This window comes from Serratia sp. Je.1.23.a (assembly GCF_051129805.1).
Lineage (GTDB): Bacteria > Pseudomonadota > Gammaproteobacteria > Enterobacterales > Enterobacteriaceae > Serratia > Serratia liquefaciens.
Genome location: NZ_JBCPSR010000003.1, coordinates 661,659 through 687,719, shown reverse-complemented (window position 1 = coordinate 687,719; position 26,061 = coordinate 661,659). Strand labels below are relative to the sequence as shown.

Annotated in this window: 27 protein-coding genes, 1 other RNA gene and 1 pseudogene; 19 read left to right on the top strand and 10 right to left on the bottom strand. The window is 54.1% G+C overall.

The window, feature by feature from the left end; translation table 11 throughout:
* Positions 1-288 precede the first annotated feature (288 nt).
* Both ssrA and smpB read right to left on the bottom strand, forming a co-directional pair.
* Positions 289-652, bottom strand: a transfer-messenger RNA (tmRNA) gene (gene ssrA, locus AAZT04_RS15520).
* 49 nt (positions 653-701) lie between these two features.
* A complete protein-coding gene (gene smpB, locus AAZT04_RS15515) occupies positions 702-1,184 on the bottom strand; it encodes an SsrA-binding protein SmpB (RefSeq protein ID WP_020828274.1) in 483 nt (160 codons plus the stop codon).
* Positions 1,185-1,345: 161 nt separating this feature from the next.
* Between smpB and AAZT04_RS15510 the strand changes: the two genes are divergently transcribed.
* Complete coding sequence (locus AAZT04_RS15510) at positions 1,346-1,780, top strand: type II toxin-antitoxin system RatA family toxin (protein WP_020828273.1); 435 nt, start codon at positions 1,346-1,348, stop codon at positions 1,778-1,780.
* A complete protein-coding gene (locus tag AAZT04_RS15505; RefSeq protein ID WP_130016690.1) occupies positions 1,773-2,057 on the top strand; it encodes an RnfH family protein in 285 nt (94 codons plus the stop codon). Before AAZT04_RS15510 ends, AAZT04_RS15505 begins: the two co-directional genes overlap by 8 nt.
* 114 nt (positions 2,058-2,171) lie before the next feature.
* Here AAZT04_RS15505 and bamE read toward each other — a convergent pair whose 3' ends face one another.
* The 3 genes from bamE to nadK form a co-directional block, all read right to left on the bottom strand.
* Positions 2,172-2,510, bottom strand: a complete 339-nt coding sequence (bamE, locus tag AAZT04_RS15500; protein WP_012146393.1) for an outer membrane protein assembly factor BamE — start codon at positions 2,508-2,510, stop codon at positions 2,172-2,174.
* A 113-nt stretch (positions 2,511-2,623) separates the two neighbouring features.
* Positions 2,624-4,285: a DNA repair protein RecN gene (gene recN / locus AAZT04_RS15495; protein WP_020828271.1), complete on the bottom strand. Its 1,662-nt coding sequence runs from the start codon at positions 4,283-4,285 to the stop codon at positions 2,624-2,626.
* Between the two features lie 86 nt (positions 4,286-4,371).
* Positions 4,372-5,250, bottom strand: coding sequence for an NAD(+) kinase (gene nadK, locus AAZT04_RS15490; RefSeq protein WP_020828270.1), 879 nt, complete (start codon positions 5,248-5,250; stop codon positions 4,372-4,374).
* A 124-nt stretch (positions 5,251-5,374) separates the two neighbouring features.
* Between nadK and grpE the strand changes: the two genes are divergently transcribed.
* Positions 5,375-5,947, top strand: a complete 573-nt coding sequence (gene grpE, locus AAZT04_RS15485; RefSeq protein ID WP_020828269.1) for a nucleotide exchange factor GrpE — start codon at positions 5,375-5,377, stop codon at positions 5,945-5,947.
* Positions 5,948-5,998: 51 nt separating this feature from the next.
* On the opposite strand, the gene ung is transcribed toward grpE, so the two are convergent.
* Entirely contained in the window at positions 5,999-6,682 is a 684-nt protein-coding gene (gene ung / locus AAZT04_RS15480; protein WP_020828268.1) for a uracil-DNA glycosylase, read from the bottom strand.
* Positions 6,683-7,028: 346 nt separating this feature from the next.
* On the opposite strand from ung, the gene grcA reads away from it, so the two are divergent.
* The 3 genes from grcA (at position 7,029) to AAZT04_RS15465 (ending at position 9,309) form a co-directional block, all read left to right on the top strand.
* Entirely contained in the window at positions 7,029-7,412 is a 384-nt protein-coding gene (gene grcA / locus AAZT04_RS15475) for an autonomous glycyl radical cofactor GrcA (RefSeq protein ID WP_020828267.1), read from the top strand.
* Positions 7,413-7,598: 186 nt separating this feature from the next.
* Positions 7,599-8,561 carry a DUF2974 domain-containing protein gene (locus AAZT04_RS15470; protein ID WP_197821593.1) on the top strand — a complete coding sequence of 321 codons (963 nt, stop codon included), beginning with the start codon at positions 7,599-7,601 and terminating at the stop codon, positions 8,559-8,561.
* Positions 8,554-9,309: an ankyrin repeat domain-containing protein gene (locus tag AAZT04_RS15465; RefSeq protein WP_197821594.1), complete on the top strand. Its 756-nt coding sequence runs from the start codon at positions 8,554-8,556 to the stop codon at positions 9,307-9,309. The genes AAZT04_RS15470 and AAZT04_RS15465 overlap by 8 nt, the downstream gene beginning before the upstream one ends.
* Before the next feature lie 58 nt (positions 9,310-9,367).
* On the opposite strand, the gene srmB is transcribed toward AAZT04_RS15465, so the two are convergent.
* Positions 9,368-10,693, bottom strand: coding sequence for an ATP-dependent RNA helicase SrmB (gene srmB, locus AAZT04_RS15460; protein WP_020828264.1), 1,326 nt, complete (start codon positions 10,691-10,693; stop codon positions 9,368-9,370).
* A 99-nt stretch (positions 10,694-10,792) separates the two neighbouring features.
* Between srmB and trmN the strand changes: the two genes are divergently transcribed.
* Positions 10,793-11,575, top strand: a complete 783-nt coding sequence (gene trmN / locus AAZT04_RS15455) for a tRNA(1)(Val) (adenine(37)-N(6))-methyltransferase TrmN (protein WP_349525842.1) — start codon at positions 10,793-10,795, stop codon at positions 11,573-11,575.
* A 42-nt stretch (positions 11,576-11,617) separates the two neighbouring features.
* On the opposite strand, the gene nadB is transcribed toward trmN, so the two are convergent.
* On the bottom strand, positions 11,618-13,219 hold the full coding sequence (nadB, locus tag AAZT04_RS15450) for an L-aspartate oxidase (protein ID WP_020828262.1): 1,602 nt from the start codon (positions 13,217-13,219) through the stop codon (positions 11,618-11,620).
* A gap of 213 nt (positions 13,220-13,432) precedes the next feature.
* Here nadB and rpoE point away from each other — a divergent pair, with 213 nt between their 5' ends.
* From rpoE to rseC, 4 genes are read left to right on the top strand one after another with little or no spacing between them, the layout of a single operon-like run.
* Complete coding sequence (gene rpoE / locus AAZT04_RS15445; protein ID WP_012146382.1) at positions 13,433-14,008, top strand: RNA polymerase sigma factor RpoE; 576 nt, start codon at positions 13,433-13,435, stop codon at positions 14,006-14,008.
* A 30-nt stretch (positions 14,009-14,038) separates the two neighbouring features.
* Entirely contained in the window at positions 14,039-14,692 is a 654-nt protein-coding gene (gene rseA / locus AAZT04_RS15440) for an anti-sigma-E factor RseA (RefSeq protein ID WP_020828261.1), read from the top strand.
* Entirely contained in the window at positions 14,692-15,651 is a 960-nt protein-coding gene (gene rseB, locus AAZT04_RS15435; RefSeq protein WP_020828260.1) for a sigma-E factor regulatory protein RseB, read from the top strand. Before rseA ends, rseB begins: the two co-directional genes overlap by 1 nt.
* Complete coding sequence (gene rseC / locus AAZT04_RS15430; RefSeq protein WP_046372820.1) at positions 15,648-16,124, top strand: SoxR-reducing system protein RseC; 477 nt, start codon at positions 15,648-15,650, stop codon at positions 16,122-16,124. Before rseB ends, rseC begins: the two co-directional genes overlap by 4 nt.
* Here rseC and AAZT04_RS15425 read toward each other — a convergent pair.
* Positions 16,121-16,959 (bottom strand): annotated as a pseudogene (locus AAZT04_RS15425) (hypothetical protein). The gene rseC and the pseudogene AAZT04_RS15425 overlap by 4 nt on opposite strands.
* Before the next feature lie 542 nt (positions 16,960-17,501).
* Between AAZT04_RS15425 and lepA the strand changes: the two are divergent.
* From lepA to acpS, 7 genes are all read left to right on the top strand, one after another.
* Complete coding sequence (lepA, locus tag AAZT04_RS15420; RefSeq protein ID WP_020828257.1) at positions 17,502-19,301, top strand: translation elongation factor 4; 1,800 nt, start codon at positions 17,502-17,504, stop codon at positions 19,299-19,301.
* Positions 19,302-19,333: 32 nt separating this feature from the next.
* The gene (lepB, locus tag AAZT04_RS15415; RefSeq protein WP_020828256.1) at positions 19,334-20,311 is read left to right on the top strand and encodes a signal peptidase I; all 978 of its coding nucleotides are present in this window, start codon (positions 19,334-19,336) and stop codon (positions 20,309-20,311) included.
* Positions 20,312-20,493: 182 nt separating this feature from the next.
* Positions 20,494-21,174 carry a ribonuclease III gene (rnc, locus tag AAZT04_RS15410; protein ID WP_041414862.1) on the top strand — a complete coding sequence of 227 codons (681 nt, stop codon included), beginning with the start codon at positions 20,494-20,496 and terminating at the stop codon, positions 21,172-21,174.
* Positions 21,171-22,079 (top strand): GTPase Era, encoded by a 909-nt coding sequence (gene era, locus AAZT04_RS15405; protein WP_020828254.1) that lies wholly within the window; start codon positions 21,171-21,173, stop codon positions 22,077-22,079. The genes rnc and era overlap by 4 nt, the downstream gene beginning before the upstream one ends.
* A gap of 8 nt (positions 22,080-22,087) precedes the next feature.
* Entirely contained in the window at positions 22,088-22,819 is a 732-nt protein-coding gene (gene recO, locus AAZT04_RS15400) for a DNA repair protein RecO (protein ID WP_020828253.1), read from the top strand.
* Positions 22,820-22,892: 73 nt separating this feature from the next.
* On the top strand, positions 22,893-23,624 hold the full coding sequence (gene pdxJ, locus AAZT04_RS15395) for a pyridoxine 5'-phosphate synthase (RefSeq protein ID WP_046372886.1): 732 nt from the start codon (positions 22,893-22,895) through the stop codon (positions 23,622-23,624).
* Positions 23,624-24,004 (top strand): holo-ACP synthase, encoded by a 381-nt coding sequence (gene acpS / locus AAZT04_RS15390; RefSeq protein WP_020828251.1) that lies wholly within the window; start codon positions 23,624-23,626, stop codon positions 24,002-24,004. The genes pdxJ and acpS overlap by 1 nt, the downstream gene beginning before the upstream one ends.
* 63 nt (positions 24,005-24,067) lie before the next feature.
* Here acpS and AAZT04_RS15385 read toward each other — a convergent pair whose 3' ends face one another.
* On the bottom strand, positions 24,068-24,328 hold the full coding sequence (locus AAZT04_RS15385) for a YfhL family 4Fe-4S dicluster ferredoxin (RefSeq protein WP_041414859.1): 261 nt from the start codon (positions 24,326-24,328) through the stop codon (positions 24,068-24,070).
* Positions 24,329-24,543: 215 nt separating this feature from the next.
* Between AAZT04_RS15385 and AAZT04_RS15380 the strand changes: the two genes are divergently transcribed.
* Positions 24,544-25,941 carry a recombinase gene (locus AAZT04_RS15380; protein WP_434680783.1) on the top strand — a complete coding sequence of 466 codons (1,398 nt, stop codon included), beginning with the start codon at positions 24,544-24,546 and terminating at the stop codon, positions 25,939-25,941.
* The last annotated feature ends 120 nt before the right edge of the window (positions 25,942-26,061 follow it).

Genomic DNA, 26,061 nt, shown 5'->3' with positions numbered 1-26,061 from the left:
GCGCACATTCCAGCCTGAACTCAGGGGTGAAAGTACGCTTAGTTTTTTTGTTCATTAAGTCACCTGTTTTGTGTTGAGGTGAGGATATCACCTTTAATCAGGTGGCCAAATTTACTGTGCCACTACAATGGCATACATTTTAACGTATACCTAAACGTATACCAATAAATCCCGGATTTAGCTGGATATTCTCGGACTACTACAGACACAAAAAAGCCCGCAAACCTAGGTGGTATGCGGGCTTTCCGTACTTCTCCGGACTTATCTGGTAATACCCGGATCATCATTTGGTGGAGCTGGGGGGATTTGAACCCCCGTCCGAAATTACTACACCGTCGGCACTACATGCTTAGTCCAATCTTTACATTCGCCGGTCAGCTGCGGATGGACACGCCACTAACAAACTAGCCTGATTGGATTTAACGCTTCAGCCCCAGGCAGGACATCCACGCGATCTCTTTTGGGTTTGACCTCTCTTGATCCCCGTCCTAAGAGCGGAGGCTAGGGAGAGAGGGCTCTTAGCAGGGTATTAAGCTGCTAGGGCGTAGTTTTCGTCGTTTGCGACTATTTTTTTGCGGCTTTTTACGAGGCCAACCGCCCCTCGGCATGCTCCTAGGGCTTCGCAAATCCCGTCGAATCCAGAATCAGCCCCAAGTAACTTTGTGCAGTATACCAGAAGTTTAACCCGTTAAGCCAGAGGCTTATCGGTTGGCGTGCTTCATGATACGGGCTTTCGCCGTCTGCCACTCACGATCTTTGATGTCATCGCGCTTATCGTGTTCTTTCTTGCCTTTGGCTACGCCGATTTTGACCTTGACCCAGGCATTTTTCCAATACATGGACAGGGCAACAACGGTATAGCCTTCGCGGTTAACGCGGCCGAACAGCGAGTCCAGCTCGCGCTTGTTCAACAGCAGTTTGCGGGTACGTGTCGGGTCGCAGACCACATGCGATGAAGCCACGCTGAGCGGCGTGATGGTGGCGCCAAAAAGATAGGCTTCACCGTCACGGAAGGTCACGTAGCTGTCGCTGAGGTTGGCTTTGCCGGCACGCAACGATTTGACTTCCCACCCTTGCAGGGACAGGCCCGCCTCGATTTCTTCTTCAATGAAGTATTCGAAACGTGCTCGCTTGTTTTGCGCAATGGTGGCTGAACCAGGTTTGTGAGCTTTTTTCTTTGTCATAGTGCGTTCATTATACTGGATGCGTCAGCGAAAGAAATCCTTTACCGCTCAGCACCTGCGCAATTTTTCGCATTTTTGGCTCCTGTCTTGCATAGCAGATTTTTTGTTTGCCGATAGATAAATGGTATGATTTGTATGTTTTGTGTCTCACAGGAAATGATATGCCCCAGATCAGTCGGTCTGCGTTAGTGCCGTTCAGCGCCGAGCAGATGTATCAGTTGGTTAACGATGTTCATTCTTATCCCGATTTTCTGCCAGGTTGTACCGGTAGCCGGGTGATTAACGCGTCCAACAATGAAATGACCGCCGCGGTGGACGTTGCCAAAGCCGGTATCAGCAAAACTTTTACCACGCGCAATACGCTGCTGGATAACCAGAGCATCAATATGCAACTGGTTGACGGCCCGTTCCGCAAGTTGATGGGGGGCTGGCACTTTACGCCGCTCAGTCCGGAAGCCTGTAAGGTTGAGCTGCACCTGGACTTCGAATTTACCAACAAACTGATCGAGTTGGCGTTCGGCAAGGTATTTAAAGAGTTGGCTGGCAATATGGTGCAGGCATTCACCCAGCGGGCGAAAGAGGTTTACAGTGTCTGAGATACGGGTTGAGGTGGTTTACGCCTTGCCGGAGCGTCAGTATCTGCGCAATGTGAAACTGGCAGAGGGCAGCAATGTTGAGCAGGCGATTGTGGCCTCCGGATTGCTGGAACTGCGCAGTGACATTGATTTGAAAAGTAACAAGGTGGGCATTTATAGCCGACCGGCCAAGTTGGGCGATGTGCTCAATGATGGCGACCGGGTGGAAATCTATCGCCCATTGATTGCCGATCCCAAAGAGCTGCGCCGTCAACGGGCAGAGAAGGCAAAAAAATAAGGCGCTGAGTGCGCCTTATTTTTTATCAGAATTTTATCTTCCGAGTTGCAGCCTGTGACTGTCATGAAGAACTTGATTCGTCCCTCACGGGCCGGACGACAGTTCCTGTGCTGATTATTTGGTCAGCGCAGGCTTGTTCTGAATATCCGTCAATACGCCCGCGCTGTTAAAGGTCAGCGTCAGAGTTTGCTGGGTGATATTTTCATGACCCGGCTGCTGGCGGAACACATAGAACCACGTCTGAGTACCGAACGGATCCTGCAGCATTGGGGTTCCCAATGTATAAGCGACCTGTTGCTGGGTCATACCTTTTTGGATTTTAGCTACGTCGGTTGACGTCAGGTAGTTCCCTTGGTTGATGTCAGGCCGGTAAACCACCTTCTCAAAAGTAGAACAGCCTGCAGTCAGCATCACAAGAACCACAGCGGCGGCAGTCAGCGTTTTACAGCGCATAGTAATCACATTCCTTTAGGGCATAGGATGCCGATGATAATAGACCTTGCAGCAGTTGGAAACCTTTACAGGGCCCCAATATGACCTCAGGAAAGTAAAAAAGTTGAGCTTTTCTATGCAGCAAGCAGTTCTTTTGCGTTCGCCAGGGTGTTTCGGGTGACTTCGCTGCCGCCAAGAAGGCGCGCCAATTCTTGCAAACGAGCACGTTTATCCAACGGTGACATCTGCGTTTCGGTTTCCGTGCCGTCAGTTTGCTTGCTGACAAACAGGTGCTGATGCCCACAACCGGCCACCTGTGGAAGGTGGGTGACGCACATGACTTGGGTAGATTCTCCAAGTTGACGCAACAGGCGCCCAACAATGGCGGCCGTCGGACCGCTGATGCCGACGTCCACTTCGTCGAAAATCAGCGCCGGGGTTTCCATCTTGCGAGCGGTAATCACCTGGATAGCCAGCGCAATGCGGGACAGTTCGCCACCGGAGGCCACTTTCGCCAGCGCTTGCAGCGGTTGGCCTGGGTTGGTGGACACACAGAATTCGGTGCGGCTGGCCCCTTCAGCACTCAAATGCTGCGGCTCGAAGCGAACGTCGATATTGAATTTGCCGTGCGGCATGGAGAGGGCCTGCATGCTGTCGGTAATCAACGTGGTCAGCTCTGCGGCATAGTGCTGGCGCTTCTGGTGCAATTGTTCCGCTAACAGCAGCGCCTGCTGATGATGCAGAGTGACCGCCTCGTTAAGGTGTTCATGGTCGTTCTCTTGCTGCGACAGTAACTGCTGCTCATCCAGCATCTGTTGGTGCAGCTGTGGCAGTTCCTCTGGCGCAACGTGATGTTTCCGCGCCAGGTTAATTTGGCGCGACAGACGCTGTTCCAGCTCTTGCAGGCGGTTGGGGTCCAGATCCATGCGATCGGCATAGTGACGCAGTTCGTCGCTGGCCTCACTGATTTGGATCGACGCCTCTTCCAGCATGTCTAGCAGGCCGCTGAGTTTCTCATCCATGCCGACCAGCTCAACCAGCAGATGTTTGGCGGTGTAAAGCTGGCTCAGCATGTTGTTTTCTTCATCGTCAGCCAGCAATTGCAGGGTCTGCTGGCTGATGGTCAGCAATTGGCCGCTGTTGGCCAGGCGTTTGAACTCCGAATCTATCTGTTCGAACTCACCGGCCACAGGCGCAAACTCGTTCAGTTCTTTCAATTGGTATTGCAGCAACTGTTGGCGTGCGTCGCGTTCGATGGACTGTTGCTGATGATGGGCCAGTTCGCGACAGCTTTGGTGCCAACGCTGATAAGCCTGCTGCATCTGCGCCAGCAGGGCAGGTTCGTCGGCATAGGCGTCGAGCAGCTGCTTCTGGTGATCGGGTTTGAGCAGCAACTGGTGGGCATGCTGACCGTGGATTTGAATCAGCAACTGACCGAGTTCGCGCAGTTGCGAAAGCGGCACGGAAGTGCCGTTGATAAAGCCGCGTGAGCGGCCGTCTGCATTGATGACCCGGCGCAGCAGGCACTCATTGCTGTCGTCCAGGTGGTTCTGTTCGAGCCATTGGCGTGCAGAAGGGGTATCTGCCAGTGAAAAACGGGCGCAGATATCGGCACGGGCGGCTCCCAGCCGGACGACGTTACCGTCGGCGCGGTTGCCTAGACACAGCCCCAGTGCGTCGATGGCGATAGATTTACCGGCGCCGGTTTCACCGGTAATCGCCGTCATACCCGGTTGAAAATCAATTTCCAACTCACGAACGATAGCAAAATTGCTGATGGTCAATTGCGCCAGCATGGGAACCTTCCTGTGTATAAACACATAACTGTAGTTTCATACAGTATAAACTGGTTTTATATACAGTAAAGGGGCTGGCGATATTTTTAGAACAATTTTTTAGACCAGCCCAGCTTGGTGCTTAACGTGTTGAAATAGCTGTAGTCCTTTGGATGAATAAGATTCAAATGGAAATCACTGCGGCGTATCAATACTTCCTCGCCTTCCTGGATAGGCAGTGCGATCTGGCTGTCGCAACTGATTTCCAGATCGCTGCCGATCTGCGAAAACTTCAGGCGAATGGTGCTGTTGCCGTTGATCACCAACGGGCGGGCCGAGAGGGTATGCGGGAACATCGGCACCAGCGCGATGGCTTCCAGCGATGGCGTCAGGATCGGGCCGCCGGCAGAAAGCGAATAGGCAGTCGAACCGGTCGGGGTAGCGATAATCAGACCGTCTGAGCGTTGCGAGAAGGCGAAGCGATCGTCGATATACACTTCGAACTCGATCATGTGCGCCACTTTACCGGGGTGCAGCACCACTTCGTTGATGGCGGTACTGATGCGGCACTGCTGGTTCTCTTTGTGCACGATGGTTTCCAGAAGGAAGCGCTGTTCATCGATGTATTCGCCCTCCAGCACGTCGGCCAGTTGCTGCAGTGCGTTGTCGGGATCAAGATCGGTCAGAAAACCGAGATTGCCGCGGTTAACGCCGATCACCTTGATGTCGTAGCGGGCCAGAACGCGGGCTGCGCCGAGCATATTGCCGTCGCCGCCGACCACTACCGCCAGGTCGGCCTTTTGGCCAATATCCGCCAGGCTGCCGGTAACCGCATCTTTTAACCCCAAATCCTGAGCGATTTGGCGTTCAATCATCACTGAATAGCCTCGGGCGACTAACCAGTGAAACAACATCTCATGCGTTGCCAGCGCCGAAGGGTGACGCGGGTGGCCAACAATGCCAATACAGGCGAATTTTTTATTCATTGTTGTGATTTTCCTCACCGGGACCAGTTTATGCCCCACATTGTGACCGGTTGACTTGAAACCCCGGTTTTGATCCCCATAATAAGCCAAGTTGCGAGATTAATGCTAAAACGCGGAGATATTCATGAGTAGTAAAGAACAGAAGACGCCAAACGAGCAAGTCTCGGAAGAAATGGAACAGCAGGAAGTCTTGCCGGAAGCGGCTGAGGGCGTCGATCTGCGGGATGAGCGCATTGCTGAGCTGGAAGCTCAACTGGCCGAAGCCCAGCAGCATGAACGCGACAGCCTGCTGCGTGCCAAAGCGGAAATGGAAAACGTCCGCCGCCGCACCGAGCTGGATATCGAAAAAGCACACAAATTTGCGCTGGAGAAGTTTTCCGGTGATCTGCTGCCGGTGCTGGATAACCTGGAGCGCGCGCTGGAACTGGCGGATAAAAACAATCCGGAACTGACGGCGATGATTGAAGGTATCGAGCTGACGCTGAAGTCCCTGCAGGACGTTGTGCGTAAGTACGGGATTGAAATCGTTGGTGATATTAACGTGCCGTTCAACCCGGATGTGCACCAGGCAATGAGCCTGATGGAATCTGCCGATCACCAGCCGAACCACGTCATGATGGTAATGCAGAAAGGCTATACGCTGAATGGTCGCCTGCTGCGCCCGGCGATGGTGGCGGTTTCCAAAGCCAAGGCTTAAGCTGAATTCAATAAGGAAAAGGCACCTGCGGGTGCCTTTTTTGCGTCTGGGTTATGCCTGCGGCAGTCGCGGTAGCCAGTCGATAGGCGCCAGCCCCTGCTGTTCCAACAGTTGGTTGGTTTGCGAGAAGTGGCGACAGCCCAAGAACCCTCGGTGGGCGGAAAGCGGCGATGGATGTGGCGCTTTCAACACGTGGTGGCGGTTGCGATCGATAAAGTTGCCTTTTTTCTGTGCATGCGATCCCCAGAGCAGGAACACGATACCTTCGCGGTTTTCATTCAGCGCGGCGATCACTCTGTCGGTAAAGGTTTCCCAGCCCAGTTTGGCGTGGGAGTGCGCCTGGCCGCCTTCAACGGTCAATACCGTGTTCAGCAACAGCACACCCTGTTCCGCCCAGCTTTGCAGGTAGCCATGGCTGGGGCGCTCAAAGCCCGGGATATCCGTCGCCAGCTCTTTGTACATGTTTACCAGCGAAGGGGGAGCGGGTACGCCAGGGAGCACTGAAAAGGACAGCCCGTGGGCCTGATTCGGGCCGTGATAGGGATCCTGACCGAGGATTACCACCTTCACGTCCGCTAGCTCGGTATAACGAAAGGCGTTGAACACGTCTTTTTGCGGTGGGTAAATGGTCTTACCGGCCTGGCGTTCAGCGGCAACAAAGGCAAGCGTTTCATGAAAATAGGGCTGCTCTTTCTCCTTGCCGATAACATCATGCCAGGTGAGGGAGGTGGACATAAACGCTCTCCTTTGTTTTCGTTAACAATTCACTGGGCATAGCTTACCGTTTAGTGCCACGCAGCGAAACCCGCTTTTCTTTTTCCGCGGCGCCCCGGCATATAAATATTTTTTAAAATTTACAAAAATAATTGCGATGTGCTCTACAGGGAAAATTGACATAAAACATAAACTTGCCCATTCTCGCTCTGTGGGTACCCCGTGAAAATTGACTTTAATCAAAGAATTACCCCGGCCAGACTGGTATACAGAACAACAAGACAACAATGGTTTTACCAAATGGCCGAAACCAACATTGGGTTTTCTTTCGAAGTAGAATTTTTCGCCCTTGTACGGAGGCAACAAAATGATTACTGGTATTCAAATCACTAAAGCGAACGACCAGGCGCTGGTGAACTCTTTCTGGCTGCTGGACGACGAAACATCAGAAGCCCGCTGCGTTTGCGCTAAAGCCAACTATGCGGAAGATCAGGTGGTACCGGTCAGCGAACTGGGCCAGATCGAGTACCGTGAAGTGCCATTGGAAATGCAATCGACCGTTCGCGTAGAAGGTGGTCAGCACCTGAATGTGAACGTGTTGCGTCGCGAAACTCTGGAAGACGCGGTTAAGCATCCGGAAAAATACCCGCAGCTGACCATCCGCGTGTCCGGCTATGCAGTGCGTTTCAACTCGCTGACGCCAGAACAGCAGCGTGACGTGATTACACGTACTTTTACAGAAAGTCTGTAATTTTACGCACGCTTAATAAGGGAGCTTCGGCTCCCTTTTTTCTTGCCGCAACGGCCAGAAAGTGAATCCGGATCACATTCCTCGCAAAGATAATTCTTCTCATTACAGAACTGCTCCGACCTGCCGATAGCTACATCAGCACCCAATGAGGTGCGGCATTGATAAGTCTATCGACAAGGAGTCGGCATGAGTATGTCTTTGAGTTTTACCTCTGCGGTCAGCCCTGCGGCGATTCAGCCCCCGGCAACGCGCTCGCTGCCAGAGCGTTTGGATCCTTCCCAGCCTACTGAACCCTCGGCATCAAAGGCCCCCGCGGCCACGCTTTCCCAGAATAGCCTGAATGCCCAGAACCTGCTGAACACGCTGGCGAGAGATTTGTCGGCAGCAGCGCCGGCGGCGGCGAATCAGGGCGTGACACGCGGTCAGCAGCCACAGAAGGGGGACTATACGCTGGCGTTACTGGCTAAAGACGTTTACAGCACCGGCAGTCAGGGCGTAGAGGGATTCAATCGGTTGAGTGCCGATGCTTTGCTGGGGGTCGGCATTGATCCTGCCAGTCTGCAGGATGCGGCGTCGGGTTTTCAGGCCGGGATTTATAGTGATAATCAGCAGTATGTGTTGGCCTTCGCCGGCACCAATGATATGCGCGACTGGTTGAGCAACGTGCGCCAGGCGACCGGCTATGACGATGTGCAGTACAATCAGGCGGTATCCCTTGCGAAAAGCGCCAAGGCAGCCTTTGGTGATGCGCTGGTGATCGCCGGTCATTCGCTTGGCGGCGGTCTGGCGGCTACGGCAGCGCTGGCAACGGGCACGGTGGCGGTGACTTTTAACGCTGCCGGGGTTTCTGACTATACGTTGAATCGTATGGGGATCGATCCGGCAGCGGCGAAGCAGGATGCACAAGCCGGTGGTATCCGCCGTTACAGCGAGCAATACGACATGCTGACCGGCACGCAGGAATCCACTTCGCTGATCCCGGATGCCATTGGGCATAAAATCACGCTGGCCAATAACGACACCCTGAGCGGCATTGACGACTGGCGCCCGAGCAAACACCTGGATCGCAGCCTGACTGCTCATGGGATTGATAAGGTGATCGGCTCGATGGCGGAGCAAAAGCCATGGGAGACGAAGGCCAATGCCTGAACGGCGGCGCCTATGGCAGACGTTAATGGTCGCCACGCTGGCGGTAATCGCGATCGTCGGTTTGCTGATGATGGCTAAGGAACAACAGATGAATCAGGAAATTTCTCCGTTTAACGGGCGCAACAATCTGGCACTGGCTCAGGCAGTGGCGCGTGGTGACACCAACGGGATTGCCGAACAGGCAACTGAGGCGCGCCTGCATGAACAAGGGGACCGTCAGGTCACTTTGCTGCAATGGGCCATACTGTCGCAGCAAACGCAAAGCCTAAGCTCGCTGCTGGCATTGGGGGCCGATGCGACCACTCCGGGCCTGGATGGCAATAGCGCGTTGCATACTGCCGCTGCGGTGCAGGACCCGCAGTATCTTCGATTGCTGTTGGCTCACGGAGTGCCGATGAATCCGCGCAATGCGGTGACCGGTGCTACGCCGCTGGCAGCGGCAGTCTTGGCGGGGCGGGAGGAGCAAGTACGGCTGCTGTTGGTGTCCGGTGCCGATGTCACCCTTAGCGATCGGCTGGGGGATACGCCTTTGCACCTGGCGGCGAAAATCAATGCGCCGCAGTTGGCGCTGATGCTGTTGCAGGCGGGGGCGGACGCCAAAGCGCGCAATCAGCAAGGCGTGGCCTTCCAGTTCTATTTATCGCAGACGCCGACGGCATTGCAGAATGAAGAAATGCGCGATCGCTATCGTCAACTGAACGCCTGGTTGAAAGCCCATCAACAGGCGGCGAAATACGGACAGCAGTAACGGGGCATAAAAAAACCGCCTGCAGAAAAGGAGGCGGTTTTTATTCACTGCGGCGGTATTACTTCGCGCCGCTGCCCTCAGGCTTGGCCTTTGGCTGGCGGCGTTTGCCTACGTTTTTCGCATCGCGATGACGTACTTTCACCTTGGCTTTTTCTTTGTTCTTTTCTTTGTCTGACGCGCGTTTGGCCAGTACCTTCTTCGAAGGCTTGCCGTTGCTCTTTTCGCTTGGCACTTTGGTTGATGGACGCAGCTCATCGATCACGCGTGCTTTCAGCGGCTCGTTCAGATAACGGCCCACTTTGCCCAGCAGCAGGTGGTCGTGTGCTTCAACCAACGAAATTGCGGTGCCCTTACGCCCGGCACGACCGGTACGGCCGATACGGTGCAGATAGGTATCTGCGGTGCGCGGCATGTCGAAGTTGAACACGTGGGTGATATCCAGGATATCCAGACCTCGCGCAGCAACGTCGGTTGCGACCAGCACGTTCACACGGCCGTCCATCATACGTTTTACCGCTTCGTTGCGCTTGGCCTGCACCATTTCGCCTTCGAGGTAACAGGTGTTGATGCCTGCCTCGCGCAGCCAGCCGGCCAGCTCATGCACACGCTCACGTTTGCGCACGAAGATAACGGATTTCTGCACGTCCGGTTGCTGCAGCAAGTGCACCAACAGGGCGGTTTTATGCTGTACGTCGTCGGCGCGGTAGTACCATTGCAGGATCTTTTTACGTTCGCGGCGTGACGGATCGGCTTCGACCTCTACCGGTTCTTTCAGAATGCGTTCGGCGAATTCGCGGATGGCATCGCCTTCCAGCGTCGCGGAGAACAGCAGGGTCTGGTTACGCCAGCGGGTCTCGGCGGAAATGGTTTCGATGTCCTGCGCGAAGCCCATGTCGAGCATGCGGTCGGCTTCATCGAGGATCAGCGTCTCTACTGCGCGGCAGTCGAAGTTTTCTTCTTTAATATACTGCAGCAGGCGGCCGGTGGTCGCGACCACCACGTCCTGGTTTTCACTGAAGACTTCCGCGTGGTTCATATAGGCTACGCCGCCGGTGATGGTGGCGATATCCAGCGAAGTATGAGCAGCCAGTTCACGAGCCTGATCGGCTACCTGCATCGCCAGCTCGCGCGTCGGAGTCAGGATCAGTACGCGCGGTGGGCCGGACTTCTTACGTGGGAAGTCGAGCAGATGTTGCAATACCGGCAGCAAAAATGCCGCGGTCTTGCCGGTGCCGGTTGGCGCCGAACCCAATACGTCGCGCCCATCCATCGCAGGCGGGATCGCCTCGGCTTGAATGGCGGTTGGGCGTTCGTAGCCTTTATCGCGCAGGGCGTTTATCAGGCGTTCATCGAGTTCGAGTTCGGAAAAATTGGTTACTGTCATGGTCTACCTCTACTTGGGGCGCCGATTATAGACGGGTTGGCCGCGTTCTTCACCTATTTAAGCGGAAAGCATCTCTTTTCCCAAAAATCAGATTGCCTTATGCTACGCCAGTTTTGTCTTCAGGTGGTTATTGTGAGTACTCAATCGAAAGCAAATTTCACCCCGCGTCGCGGTGGTTTTACCTTTAAGCAGTTTTTTGTTGCTCACGATCGCTGTGCAATGAAGGTGGGCACCGATGGCGTGCTGCTCGGCGCATGGGCGCCCTTGGCGCAGGCGCAACGCGTGCTGGATATCGGCAGCGGTAGCGGACTGATCGCGCTGATGTTGGCACAGCGTTCAGATGAGTCCGTGCTGATTGACGCCGTGGAGCTGGACGAGGCTGCCGCCGCGCAGGCGCGTGACAACGCTCAGGAATCGCCTTGGTCTGAGCGTATCCAGGTGCATGCGCAGGACATTCATCATTATGCCCAGCACCATGCCGGCCAATACGACCTGATCGTCAGCAACCCGCCATATTTTGAGCCGGCTGTCGCCTGCCGGGACCAGGCTCGTCACAACGCGCGTTATACTGAAACGCTCACCCACGACGCCTTGCTAGAAAGCGCGGAACGGTTGATTGCCCCACAGGGGAATTTTTGCGTAGTGCTGCCGCATGATATTGGTGAGGCCTTTGAAAGTAATGCACAACGCCGTGGATGGCATACTGCGCAACGGCTGAACGTCAGCGATCGCGCCGATACGCCGTTGCATCGCGTGCTGCTGGCCCTGACCCGTCAACCGACGGAAGAAAAAGCGGCGCAAAGCCTGGCGATCAAGCTGGCTGATGGCAGTTACACCGAGGCGTTCCGCCGTTTGATTACCGATTTCTACTTGTTCTATTGAAATGAAAAGGGCGCCACAATGGGCGCCCTTGCGGTGTTGCTGCTAGGGTTGCAGTATGGTCGGCAGCGCTTCCGGCAGCATATCCGGATAGTCCAGCGTAAAGTGCAACCCACGGCTTTCCTTACGCGCCATGGCGCTGCGTACGATCAATTCCGCCACCTGCACCAGATTTCGCAGCTCCAGCAAATTGTTGGAGATACGGAAGTTGGCGTAGTACTCATCAATTTCCGCCTGCAGCGTATTGATGCGGCGCAGTGCACGCTCCAACCGTTTGGTGGTGCGCACAATACCCACGTAGTCCCACATAAACAGCCGCAACTCATGCCAGTTGTGCTGAATGACCACTCGTTCATCAGCGTCATCCACCCGGCTCTCATCCCACTGCGGCAGCTGTTTCGCCAATTTGATAAACGGCAGACGCATCTTGATGTCTTCTGCCGCTGACCAGCCGTAAACCAAGCACTCCAGCAGCGAGTTGGACGCCATGCGGTTGGCGCCATGCAGGCCGGTATAGCTGACTTCGCCAATGGCATACAGCCCATCCAGATCGGTACGACCATGCTGATCGACCATTACGCCGCCGCAGGTGTAGTGCGCGGCGGGTACGATAGGGATAGGTTGCGTAGTCAGATCGAAACCCAGCGTCAGCAGTTTTTCATGGATCATCGGGAAATGCTGAGTAATGAATTCAGCCGGTTTATGGCTGATATCCAGATACATGCAGTCCGCACCCAGACGCTTCATTTCATGATCGATGGCGCGGGCAACGACATCGCGTGGTGCCAGTTCGCCTCGTGGATCAAAATCGGGCATAAAGCGGCTGCCGTCCGGGCGCTTCAGATAAGCCCCTTCACCGCGTAAGGCTTCGGTCAGCAGGAAGTTACGTGCCTGCGGGTGGAACAGGCAGGTCGGGTGAAACTGGTTAAATTCGAGGTTGGCGACCCGGCAGCCTGCGCGCCAGGCCATGGCGATGCCGTCTCCGGAAGAGATATCCGGGTTGGTGGTGTATTGATACACCTTGGCTGCACCGCCGGTTGCCAGCACCACCGTTTTGGCACGATAGGTTTCTACCTGCTCCAGCTCGCGGTTCCAGACGTAGGCGCCGACGACTCGGCGGGTGCCCGGCAGGCCGATTTTGTTGGAGGTGATCAGATCGACCGCATTGCGGCGTTCCATCACGCAAATATTGGGGTGGGCGCTTGCTTTCCCTACCAGTGTGGTCTCTACTTCTTTACCTGTAGCATCAGCGGCATGCAGGATACGGCGGTGGCTGTGCCCCCCCTCCCGCGTCAGGTGGTAATGCTCTTCGCCCTGAGCGTTGACTTCGGTGTCGAACAATACCCCTTGGTCAATCAACCACTGCACGCAGTGGCGGGCATTGCCAGCGATAAACTCAACGGCGTCTCTGTCACACAGGCCGGCTCCGGCAATTAAAGTGTCATCAACGTGTGAGGCAATACTGTCCGTTTCATCGAAAACCGCGGCGATCCCGCCTTGGGCATAGAATGTGGCGCCTTCGTTGAGCGGCCCCTTGCTGAGTACGGTAACCTTGCAATGCTGCGCCAGGCGCAACGCCAGTGACAAGCCCGCAGCACCGCTGCCGACGATCAGTACATCGCTAACATGTTCAGATGATGGTTGCATAACGTATGATGTGTGCAGAAGAAGAGTGAAATTCATGTTAGCCTAATTGTCCGGGCAAAAGCCACGGATGGGTGACATCAACATAAAAAACAATGGCAATACGGAACTTCGCGTTCTGTATGAACTCCAAGCGAGTGCTTGCTCAGGAAAATAATGTATGGCTGGCAGTACAATTTTACGCGTGGAGACGGATTTGGGGAGAGTTTACCTCGGATGAGCGAGCAGTTAACGGATCAAGTTCTGGTTGAGCGGGTCCAAAAGGGCGATCAGAAATCGTTTAACTTACTGGTAATTCGTTACCAGCATAAAGTTGCGAGTCTGGTTTCCCGGTATGTACCGCAGGGCGATGTGCCGGATGTGGTGCAGGAGTCGTTTATTAAAGCCTATCGCGCACTGGAATCATTCCGTGGGGATAGCGCTTTCTATACCTGGTTGTATCGAATCGCCGTGAACACGGCAAAGAATTATTTGGTTGCCCAGGGACGTCGTCCGCCATCCAGCGATGTGGATGCCAACGACGCAGAAAATTACGAAAGTGCGGGTGCACTGAAAGAAATTTCGAACCCTGAGAACTTAATGTTGTCAGAAGAGCTGAGACAGATAGTTTTCCGTACCATTGAGTCTCTCCCTGAGGATCTTCGCATGGCGATTACCCTGCGGGAGCTGGATGGTCTAAGCTACGAAGAGATAGCTGCCATCATGGATTGCCCGGTCGGAACCGTACGTTCGCGTATTTTCCGCGCCAGGGAGGCTATCGATAATAAAGTTCAACCGCTGATTCAACGTTAGCAATGGCGGACACAGGAAGGGTACTTAGGCATGCAGAAAGAAAAGCTTTCCGCTCTGATGGATGGAGAATCGCTCGACAGCGAGCTACTGAGTTCATTGTCTAAAGACAGGGCGCTTCAACAAAGCTGGCAGAGCTATCACCTGATACGTGACACACTACGGGGTGATATCGGGCAAGTCATGCATTTCGATATCGCAGATCGTGTTGCTGCTGCACTTGAGAAAGAACCCGCACGTCTGGTTCCTTCTGCCGTGCCTGAGTCTCAGCCGCAACCACATACCTGGCAAAAAATGCCGTTCTGGGACAAAGTTCGTCCTTGGGCCAGCCAGATCACACAGATTGGCATGGCGGCCTGCGTGTCGCTCGCGGTGATTGTCGGCGTACAGCAGTACAATCAGCCAGCTGCCCAATCGGGTGCTGCAGAATCACCTGCATTCACCACATTGCCAATCATGGGGCAGGCGTCACCGGTTAGCCTTGGTGTGCCGGCAGACAGTTTCTCTACCGGCAGCGGACAACAGCAGCAGGTGCAGGAACAGCGCAAACGCATTAACGCTATGCTGCAAGATTATGAGTTGCAACGTCGTTTGCATTCTGATCAGCTGCAGCTTGAGCAAAGCACACCACAACAGGCTGCCGTTCAGGTTCCCGGAACTCAGTCTTTAGGAATGCAACAGCAGTAATGAAGCAAATTTGGTTCTCCGTCTGTCTATTGACGGGCAGCCTGCTCTACTCAAGCATCGCCCCGGCGCAGCCCACTGCGTCCGGGGCGTTGTTGCAACAGATGAGCAGTGCCAGCCGTTCGCTCAATTATGAACTCGCCTATATCAGCATCAGCAAGCAGGGGATTGAATCGCTGCGTTATCGTCATGCGGTGATCGATCAATTGCCTCTCGGTCAACTGCTGCATATGGATGGTCCACGTCGTGAAGTGTTACAGCGCGGCGGCGGGATCAGCTATTTCGAACCCGGTTTGGAACCCTTTACGCTGTCCGGCGATCATATCGTCGATGCGTTGCCGGCGATTGTTTATGCCGATTTCAGCCGCCTGGCGAAATATTACGATTTCATCTCCGTTGGCAGCACCCGTATTTCCGATCGTCCCTGCGAAGTGATTCGCGTGGTTGCGCGTGATGGCTCACGCTATAGCTATATAGTCTGGATGGACGAAGATACCAAGCTGCCACTGCGGGTGGATCTGATCGATCGCGACGGTGAAACGCTGGAGCAATATCGGGTGATTTCGTTCGTGGTCGGGCCGCAAGTACAGGGCGTGATGGAAGGGCTGATCAAAGCTAACCTGCCACCATTGCTGTCGCTGCCTGCGGTAGATAAAATCAAGCTGAGCTGGAGCACGGGCTGGTTACCGGCTGGGGTGGACGAGGTGGCGCGTAATCGCCGTAAACTGCCGAATGTGACAGAGCCGGTAGAGTCACGGCTTTACAGCGATGGTTTATTCAGCTTCTCGGTCAATATCAGCCCTGCGGGCAGCGGTGCGGGCCAGCAGTATTATCGTCAGGGTCGACGCACGATTCAAACCGAAGTGCGTAACGGCAATGAGATTACCATTGTTGGCGAATTGCCGCCGGCAACGGCCAAACGTATTGCAGACAGTATTTCCTTCAAGGTATCACCACAATGATGAAAGAGTGGGCCACGGTCGTCTCGTGGCAACAGGGCGTGGCGCTGTTGCGTTGTGAACCTAAAGCCGGATGCGGCAGCTGCACAGCTCGCTCTGGATGCGGTGCGCGCGCGTTAAACGAATTGGTGCCGGAAACCGAACACCAACTGCAGGTACGCATTGAGCAGCCGCTCGAGCCGGGTCAACGCGTCGAAGTAGGCATTGCAGAAGGCAGCTTGCTGCGTTCAGCGATGCTGGTTTATCTGACGCCGCTGGTGGGAATGATGCTGGGTGGCAGCCTGTTGCAATACTGGCTGGGTACTGACGCTTCTGCCGCGCTCGGTGCATTGCTTGGCGGTGGCCTGGCTTTTATTCTGGCGCGTGGTCTGGCTCATCGTCTCGGCGAGCAAGCCAATTACCAACCTGTCGTTTTGCAAATTGGTTTACCGCCTGGGGCCATGCGCCTGCAGACGGAAAACGAACCTCTGCGTTAAAACTTCGGCCGCGTCACCGCCGGTTATGGTAGGCGGGGATGCGGCTGTAGATCATATGCTCTAACAGTGCGACAAACAGGTCTGCGCTGAGCAGCGAAAAATACCCTATCGTAAACAACGCATTCCCCTGGTTATCCAGCAGTCGAATGGTGCCACGTCGTGGATTATTCTCGAGTTCACGGATCTGTTCAATCGGGATTGATCCTTGTGCCGTGATAAGCGCCGTCGCGCTCAACTGCAGCGTTTGAACCTGTTTTCCTTGTCGGTTTCCGGGCAATAAATGATTCAGCCAGCGAGCTCCGCAGCTGAGATAGTGAAACGACAGCACTTCCCCCTGATACAACGCATTCAGCGCCAGCGGCCCACGTTGCTGGATCTGCTGATTAATAATGGTATCAGCCAGCCGCCAGGAGTGAGACAGGTTGCTGAACACCGGGTACCAAGGGTGTTCAGCCGAGGCACGAAATGCCATTACGTCGAATAGCCCGCCAAACAGTCGCCCGCCGCGAAAACGATAAATATCCCCAATTTTTTCAAAGGGGATAAAGCGTTCTTTGTGACTATGTTGGTTAATCACCCTAACGCCATGTTCGTACAGACGGTAAGTCACCGCTGGCCGCAGATAGTGGCGTAGCGCCAGAAGAATACAGCCGAGTACAATAGTGGCTGCGCCGGTTTGCAGTAGGGTCAGTATTGCATTTTCATCCATATTGCTCAGCAGCGGCAGCAACAGCAGCGCCGCACCAATGGTTAACAGCAGCGCCGCTGCCGTCAGAATGCCCCAATTGACCTTAGAAAAATCGTGCCGGCTCAGCATTTGCCCTTTATCGATCATTTTGCACCTTCCAATCAATACGTAGAGATATGCTGGTGAACCCCGGTGGGCATGCCGATGTAGTGCCCTGAATTATGTTTTGTCACGGTGTTCACCTTCATTTCTATAGAAGCTACCGGGAGGCGTATATGGGGTTTTTCCTAAAGCCGGAGGGGTAGACGGCAATTCTAAGATATTGATCCAGATATTATTTAATCAATAACTCGGAGAGGGTTTATTGCGTTATTGGCGGTTATGTATTACTACCGGATCCCGCCGATGGCGGAGAAAGAAATGCAGAGGGCAACGGCTGTTGCAACGCGGTGTTGTGAGCACGCTGAGTTTTGTTAACATCAGCTTTCATAACCCGGGGCGCTCTGTAACATTAAAGTGCACATAATAGAATGCCTTCACTGCACCGATCGCTAGGTTTTCAGTGTTGTGACATGTAGAATGCAGCGATTCAGGCGCAAGACGGCCGAACCCATTCACTGTCGCTTTAGGTCCATGCGGGTTTCTATAGGCGAGTAATTCAGAAATACCAAGGCAGAAAAACTTTTATAATGAAGCATATACGAAATTTCTCCATTATTGCCCACATTGACCACGGTAAGTCGACGCTGTCCGACCGCATCATTCAAATTTGCGGTGGCTTGACCGAACGTGAAATGGCCGCGCAGGTGCTCGATTCTATGGATCTGGAGCGCGAGCGCGGTATTACCATCAAAGCGCAGAGCGTCACGCTGGATTATAAGGCGCAGGACGGTCAAACCTATCAGCTCAACTTTATCGACACCCCAGGGCACGTTGACTTCTCTTACGAAGTTTCGCGCTCACTGGCCGCCTGTGAGGGCGCGCTGCTGGTGGTCGATGCCGGGCAGGGCGTAGAAGCTCAGACTCTGGCTAACTGTTACACCGCGCTGGATATGGATCTGGAAGTGGTGCCGGTACTGAACAAAATTGACTTGCCGGCTGCCGATCCTGACCGCGCCGCGCAGGAAATTGAAGATATCGTTGGCATCGATGCGACCGACGCGGTGCGTTGTTCCGCCAAAACCGGTGTTGGCGTGCCGGAAGTGCTCGAACGCCTGGTGCGCGATATCCCGGGGCCGCAAGGCGATCCGGATGCGCCACTGCAGGCCCTGATCATCGACTCCTGGTTCGATAACTACCTGGGCGTAGTTTCCCTGGTGCGCGTTAAAAACGGCACCATGCGCAAGGGCGACAAGATTAAAGTCATGAGCACCGGCCAAACCTACAACGCCGATCGTCTGGGTATCTTCACGCCGAAGCGTGTCGATCGCGACGTGTTGAACTGTGGCGAAGTAGGCTGGTTGGTCTGCGCAATCAAAGACATCCTCGGTGCGCCGGTGGGTGATACCCTGACGTTGGCGCGCCAGCCGGCGGACAAAGCCTTGCCGGGCTTCAAAAAAGTGAAGCCGCAGGTTTATGCGGGCCTGTTCCCGATCAGCTCCGACGACTATGAGTCCTTCCGCGATGCGTTGGGCAAGCTGAGCCTGAACGACGCCTCCCTGTTCTATGAGCCAGAGAGCTCCACCGCGCTGGGCTTCGGCTTCCGTTGTGGCTTCCTCGGCCTGCTGCACATGGAGATCATCCAGGAACGTCTGGAACGTGAATACGATCTGGAGCTGATCACCACCGCACCGACGGTAGTGTATGAAGTGGAAACAACCAGCAAAGAGACGATTTACGTTGATAGCCCGTCCAAGCTGCCGCCACTGAACAATATCGAAGAGCTGCGTGAGCCGATCGCCGAATGTCACATGCTGATGCCGCAGGAATTCCTGGGTAACGTCATCACGCTGTGTATCGAAAAACGCGGCGTGCAAACCAACATGGTTTATCACGGCAATCAGGTTGCGCTGACTTACGAAATCCCGATGGCGGAAGTGGTACTCGACTTCTTTGACCGTCTGAAGTCTACGTCACGCGGTTATGCGTCGCTGGATTACAACTTCAAACGCTTCCAGACCTCTGACATGGTGCGTGTTGACGTGCTGATCAACAACGAGCGTGTGGATGCGCTGGCGCTGATTACCCACCGCGACAATGCGCAATACCGTGGCCGCGAGCTGGTGGAGAAGATGAAAGAGCTGATCCCGCGTCAGCAGTTCGACATCGCCATTCAGGCGGCGATCGGCACCCATATCATCGCGCGCTCCACGGTGAAACAGCTGCGTAAAAACGTTCTGGCAAAATGCTACGGCGGCGACGTTAGCCGTAAGAAGAAGCTGTTGCAGAAACAGAAAGACGGTAAGAAACGTATGAAGCAGGTCGGTAACGTAGAGTTGCCGCAAGAAGCGTTCCTGGCCATTCTGCACGTTGGCAAAGACAGTAAGTAAGAGCGATTAGTTCGCGTAATTAGGGAGTTTGCATGGCGAATATGTTTGCCCTGATCCTGGCGCTGGCAACGTTGGCAACCGGGATCATTTGGGCCTTTGAGCGCTTTAGATGGGCGCCTGCCCGCCGCGCCAAGATTGCGGCGGTCAATGCACAAACTGCGGGCGCCGTGGACGATAAAACGCTGGCGAAAGTGGCAAAGCAGCCGGGTTGGATTGAAACTGGCGCGTCGGTGTTCCCGGTGTTGTTGCTGGTCTTTGTGGTGCGTTCGTTTATTTACGAACCTTTCCAGATTCCGTCCGGTTCGATGATGCCGACGTTGTTGATTGGCGATTTTATTCTGGTGGAGAAATATGCCTACGGCATTAAAGATCCTATTACCCAGACCACGCTAATTGAAACCGGTCATCCGAAACGCGGTGATATTGCGGTATTTAAATATCCGTTGGATCCGAAATTGGATTATATCAAGCGCGTAGTCGGCTTGCCTGGCGACCGTGTAAGTTACGATCCGGTCAATAAGCGCGTAACCGTTCAGCCATCCTGTAATAGCGGTCAGTCATGCGATACCGCGTTAGCGGTGACTTACAACGATGCGCAGCCAAGCGACTTTGTTCAATTGTTCAGCCGCAGCGGTATGGGCGAAGCCAGCAATGGCTTTTACCAGATCCCGTTGAGCGACAACGTGCCGCAGGGCGGTATCCGTCTGCGTGAACGCCAGGAGACGCTGGGCTCGGTTTCTCACCATATTCTGACCGTGCCAGGCACGCAGGATCAGGTGGGCGCTTACTACCAGCAGCCGGGTAAACAGTTGGCGGAATGGGTTGTGCCGGCGGGTCATTACTTCATGATGGGTGATAACCGCGACAACAGCGCCGACAGCCGTTACTGGGGCTTCGTACCGGAGAAAAATCTGGTGGGTAAAGCCACGGCTATCTGGATGAGTTTTGAAAAGCAGGAAGGCGAATGGCCTACCGGCGTAAGATTTAGCCGCATCGGTGGAATTCATTAATCAGGCGTCTATAAACGCAGCATTATATTTCCACTCGTTGTAGAATACCGGCTCGAGCGATAAAAAGTTGGCTCCCTGTTGGGAGCCACTGCAAACGAAACAGCTTTGGATTGGCTTTCGGCGAAGCAGGCCTGTTCCGTATGCTGCAAGTTTTTGACGCATTCTTGATCTATTGGTAACTCATGAACCCCATCGTAATAAATAGGCTACAGCGGAAGCTGGGCTACACTTTTCAACAGCAGGAGCTCTTGCTGCAAGCGTTAACTCACCGTAGCGCCAGCAGTAAACACAATGAACGTCTTGAGTTTCTGGGTGACTCTATTCTTAGTTTTGTCATCGCCAATGCGCTCTATCATCGTTTTCCTCGCGTAGACGAGGGTGATATGAGCCGCATGCGTGCCACGCTGGTGCGCGGCAATACGCTGGCGGAGATGGGGCGCGAGTTCGATCTGGGCGAGTGTCTTCGCCTCGGGCCGGGTGAGTTGAAAAGTGGTGGATTCCGCCGCGAATCAATCCTGGCGGATACGGTGGAAGCTTTAATTGGCGGCGTGTTCCTGGATAGCGATATTCAAACTGTTGAACGACTGATTTTGGACTGGTATCGCAGCCGGTTGGACGAAATCAGCCCCGGTGATAAGCAGAAAGACCCCAAAACCCGTTTACAGGAGTTTTTGCAAGGTCGTCATCTGCCGTTACCTTCTTATCTGGTGGTGCAGGTTCGCGGTGAGGCGCACGATCAGGAGTTTACTATCCACTGTCAGGTGAGTGGTTTGAGCGAGCCCGTAATGGGTACCGGCTCAAGCCGTCGTAAAGCCGAGCAGGCGGCAGCGGAACAAGCGCTGAAAAATCTGGAGCTTGAATGAGCGAAGTAAAACAATACTGTGGTTTTATTGCGATAGTCGGTCGTCCCAACGTGGGCAAATCCACGTTGCTGAACCAACTGCTGGGGCAAAAAGTCTCCATCACCTCGCGTAAACCGCAGACGACCCGTCACCGCATTATGGGTATCGACACCGATGGCGCCTATCAGGCCATTTACGTCGACACCCCGGGTCTGCACATCGAAGAAAAGCGCGCCATCAACCGTTTGATGAACCGCGCCGCCAGCAGCTCAATCGGCGACGTCGAGCTGGTGATCTTCGTAGTTGAAGGCACTAACTGGACCGCCGACGATGAAATGGTGGTCAACAAACTGCGCAGCCTGAAATGCCCGGTTGTGCTGGCGATCAACAAGGTCGACAACGTCACCGACAAGTCCAAGCTGTTGCCGCACATTGCGTTCCTCAGCCAACAGATGAACTTCCTCGATGTGGTGCCAATCTCTGCGGAGAAAGGTATGAATGTCGATACCATCGCCGCTATCGCGCGCAAGGTATTGCCGGAAGCGGAACACCACTTCCCGGACGATTACATCACCGACCGTTCCCAGCGCTTTATGGCGTCGGAAATCATCCGTGAAAAGCTGATGCGTTTCCTGGGTGAAGAGTTGCCTTACTCGGTGACGGTTGAGATCGAACAGTTTGTGCCGAACGAGCGCGGTGGTTACAACGTGCACGGTCTGATCCTGGTTGAGCGCGAAGGCCAGAAGAAGATGGTCATCGGCAACAAAGGTGCGAAGATCAAAACCATCGGTATCGAAGCCCGTCAGGACATGGAACAGATGTTTGAAACCAAAGTACATCTGGAACTGTGGGTGAAAGTGAAATCGGGCTGGGCGGACGACGAACGTGCGTTGCGTAGCCTGGGCTATACCGACGATCTGAAATAACCTCTCCAATGGACGGCTGGGAGCGCGCTTTCGTCCTGCATGGACGACCGTACAGTGAAACCAGCCTGATGCTGGATATGTTCACGGAAGGTCATGGACGGGTGCGCTTGCTGGCAAAAGGCGCGCGCAGCCGTCGTTCTAATCTGAAGGGTTGTCTGCAGCCCTTTACCCCTCTGTTAGTCCGCTGGGGTGGTCGCGGCGAAGTCAAAACGCTGCGTAACGCCGAAGCGGTGTCCCTAGGTTTACCTCTCAGCGGCATGATGCTGTACAGCGGCCTCTACGTGAATGAGCTGCTGTCACGGGTGCTTGAGCAAGAAGCCAATTACTCGGTATTGTTCTTCGACTATCTGCAATGTTTGCAGGCGCTTGCGGCAGAAGACGTTTCGCCGGAGCAGGCACTGCGCCAGTTCGAATTGGCCTTGCTGAATCACCTGGGTTACGGTCTGGACTTCCTGCACTGCGCCGGCAGCGGTCTGCCGGTCGATGACGGTATGACCTACCGCTACCGTGAGGAAAAAGGCTTTATCGCCAGTCTGGTGGTGGATCACTACAGCTTTACCGGCCGCGAATTACGCGCGCTGGCGGAGCGTCAGTTCCCTGATGTGCAAACCTTGCGTGCCGCCAAGCGTTTTACCCGCATGGCGCTTAAACCCTACCTGGGCGGTAAGCCGCTCAAGAGCCGCGAGCTGTTCCGTCAGTTTGTCCGTAAACAGCCGGATACGCCGGTCGACGACGCCTGACCTTTTCTCCTTTTGCGCTACTGCACCCGCGTGTAAACTACGGCCACTGAAAATCGTTTTTTAGAGGGTTGTCATGGCTGATTTGCTGCTGGGCGTCAATATCGATCACATCGCCACGTTACGTAACGCGCGCGGAACCCAATATCCGGATCCTGTTCAGGCGGCATTTATTGCCGAGCAAGCAGGGGCTGACGGGATCACGGTGCACCTGCGCGAAGACCGTCGTCATATCACCGATCGCGATGTTCGCATTTTGCGCCAGACCATCCAGACGCGAATGAATCTGGAAATGGCCGTGACCGATGAAATGGTGGATATCGCCGTTGAGCTGAAACCGCACTTTTGCTGTCTGGTACCGGAAAAACGCGAAGAAGTGACTACCGAAGGTGGGCTGGACGTTGCCGGGCAGCAGGAAAAAATGGCCATCGCCGTTGAACGCTTGGCGCAGGCCGGTATTCTGGTTTCGCTGTTTATCGATCCCGATCATCGCCAAATTGATGCAGCGGTCGCGGTGGGCGCCCCTTACATTGAAATTCATACCGGCGCTTATGCGGAAGCTGAAGGCGAACTGGCGGTCAAAGCCGAGCTGCATCGTATCGCCGTTGCCGCCACCTACGCCGCAGAGAAAGGCCTGAAGGTCAACGCTGGCCACGGCCTGACTTACCATAACGTTCAGCCGATCGCGGCCCTGCCGGAAATGCATGAGCTGAATATCGGTCATGCGATTATCGGCCAGGCGGTCATGTGCGGCCTGCCGGCGGCGGTGACGGATATGAAACTGCTGATGCGTGAAGCGCGTCGCTAATGGCCGTACTGGGGCTGGGCACCGATATCGTTGAAATGGCGCGTATCGAAGCGGTTGTCGAGCGCAGCGGCGATCGCTTGGCGCGTCGCGTACTGAGCGATGCCGAATGGGAAGTGTATCAGCAGCATCAGCAGCCGGTGCGCTTTCTTGCCAAGCGTTTTGCAGTGAAAGAAGCTGCCGCCAAGGCCTTCGGCACCGGGATACGAAACGGATTGGCGTTTAATCAGTTTGAAGTGTTCAACGACGGTCTCGGCAAGCCGAATATCCGCTTGCATGCTCGCGCCGCCGAGCTGGCGCAGCAAATGGGGGTGACCTCCATTCACGTTTCGCTGGCAGATGAACGCCGTTATGCTTGCGCGACGGTGATTATCGAAGGGTAAGCCGGCGATCGGCCATGAAAAAAAGGGCGCCTGTTGGCGCCCTTGTCGATCTGAATTTCTGTGTCACAGCCGATCGGCATGATGCAGCACCACAAATTTGTCCCACAGCTGTTCGTTGGTTTCGCGGTGCTCTGGATTGACGATAATGGTGTTGTCGATCGGGCACACCTGCTGGCAGGTTGGGATATCGTAATGACCGACGCATTCGGTACAGCGATCGGTATCGATCTGGTAGATATCATCGCCCATCGAAATGGCCTGATTTGGGCATTCCGGTTCGCACATGTCGCAGTTGATGCACCGCTTTGTAATTAGTAAAGCCATATCAATCACTTACGCTTTTATTCTATTTAAATCATGCAGTTATCTGCATTTCCTATTGCGCACGATTCCGCACTATGTGTATATTTATACAGTGTTTCAAACATTGAAAAACCATGTTCAGCAACACAGAATGGCAACACATGCCCTTTTTAGCCTCCAGATATAACCTCATGTGTGAGCTTCAAGCTGGTGGCCTCTGATACAAGGAAATATCAATGCCGCGCACTGTAACACAGAAGCAGGATAACCCCAATAATGATGAGTTCTTAGCCGCATCAGCCCGTTGGGAAGACTGCAAGCCACCCTACGCAAGCTCACACATAAGGGTCTGTGTTACTGCTGCCAAAATCATTTTGGCGCAGGTCGGACAGGCCCGGCGATCCAAGTACGAAAAGGACAGCTACCTTCGCATAGATTTTAGTAAAGCAGGGAAGGTTACGTTCTATGCTGAGTTTCCAAAGAAGATGGGATTGAAGGGTAAAAAGTTAGGGGAATGGCCGGAGTTAGCTATTCAGATTGCCAGAGAAAAGGCGAAGGATATTGCGGATAATGGCTTGAAGGCTGAGTCAGTTCAGATGGCCATCAAAGAGTATGAAGGGGACTTACAGGCGAAGGTTGAGCGTCAAAAGCTGGGTGAGGATAGTTATAAAACTTACTGCACCAGGACAAAGCAGATCGCCGCCGCATTTGGTGAGCGTGAAGTTTTTAGCGATATAACGTACAACCGGCTGCTTGAGGTTCTCGACCTTTGGATTGAAACAAAGTCCAATAACCAGGCGCTGGAGTTGTCGGCAGAACTTCGGCGTTTCTGGAAGTTCGGTGCACCTCGTTACTGCAATGGCCGTAACGTTGCCGCAAGTCTGCCAAGCGATTATATATCTTCACGTGTTCAGAAGCCGACGCCGACCCGTCTATATACTGATATTGAGTCGATCGCCGGTCTATGGTTGAACATAGCCGCCGCCAGCTCAGTGCATCAAAAAAATGCTATGAGGTACATGATTCTAACTGGGGTACGCCCGATCAACGTTAGTAATTTGCGATGGAGTTTTATAAACGAAATTTTAGGTGAGATTGTCTATCCAGCTGGTGTGCTTGGTATGCGAGGGGCGATGAAAACGCAGAAGGAATTCCGCCTCCCGATCACGCCTGGCATCAGACAAATTCTGGAGGAACAGAAGAAATGGCGAGACTCGGTAGAAGGGTGCAATAAGGAGTATGTATTCCTTCAGCCACGTGACCCGGCGAAACCATTTGCCAAACGTTCTCTGGACAAGCTTATCAAAACATACAGTCCAGAGAACGCCGTGAAGGGTGTTAGACACGATGGCACTGTGAAGGGAAAGGAAGGTGCATTTAATACAATGTGCCGTAAATTCCTCAAGAGCAATATCATTGCTGCTATGCGTAACAAAGGGCATTCTCGCAGTGACTCGAAAGAAATTAGCATTCTTTGCATGCATCACTCTGACAAGGAATCAGACCCGATGGGGGAATTCTATGATTTCTCGGATGAGATTTTAAACGAAGAAATGGCATTAAAGCGGCTGGCATTTGAAGCCCATGAGACCAGCATACTCGCACAGGTCGCATTGTTAAGAAAGAAACGTTAATTGAATTCGCTCAGACTTGAACTGACACACCTAATATGACAGATAGCTCTGTGCCAGAAGTGGACGTTGCTAACATCTATGATGTATTATTCAATGAGGAGTAGGCAATCCATCTTACCA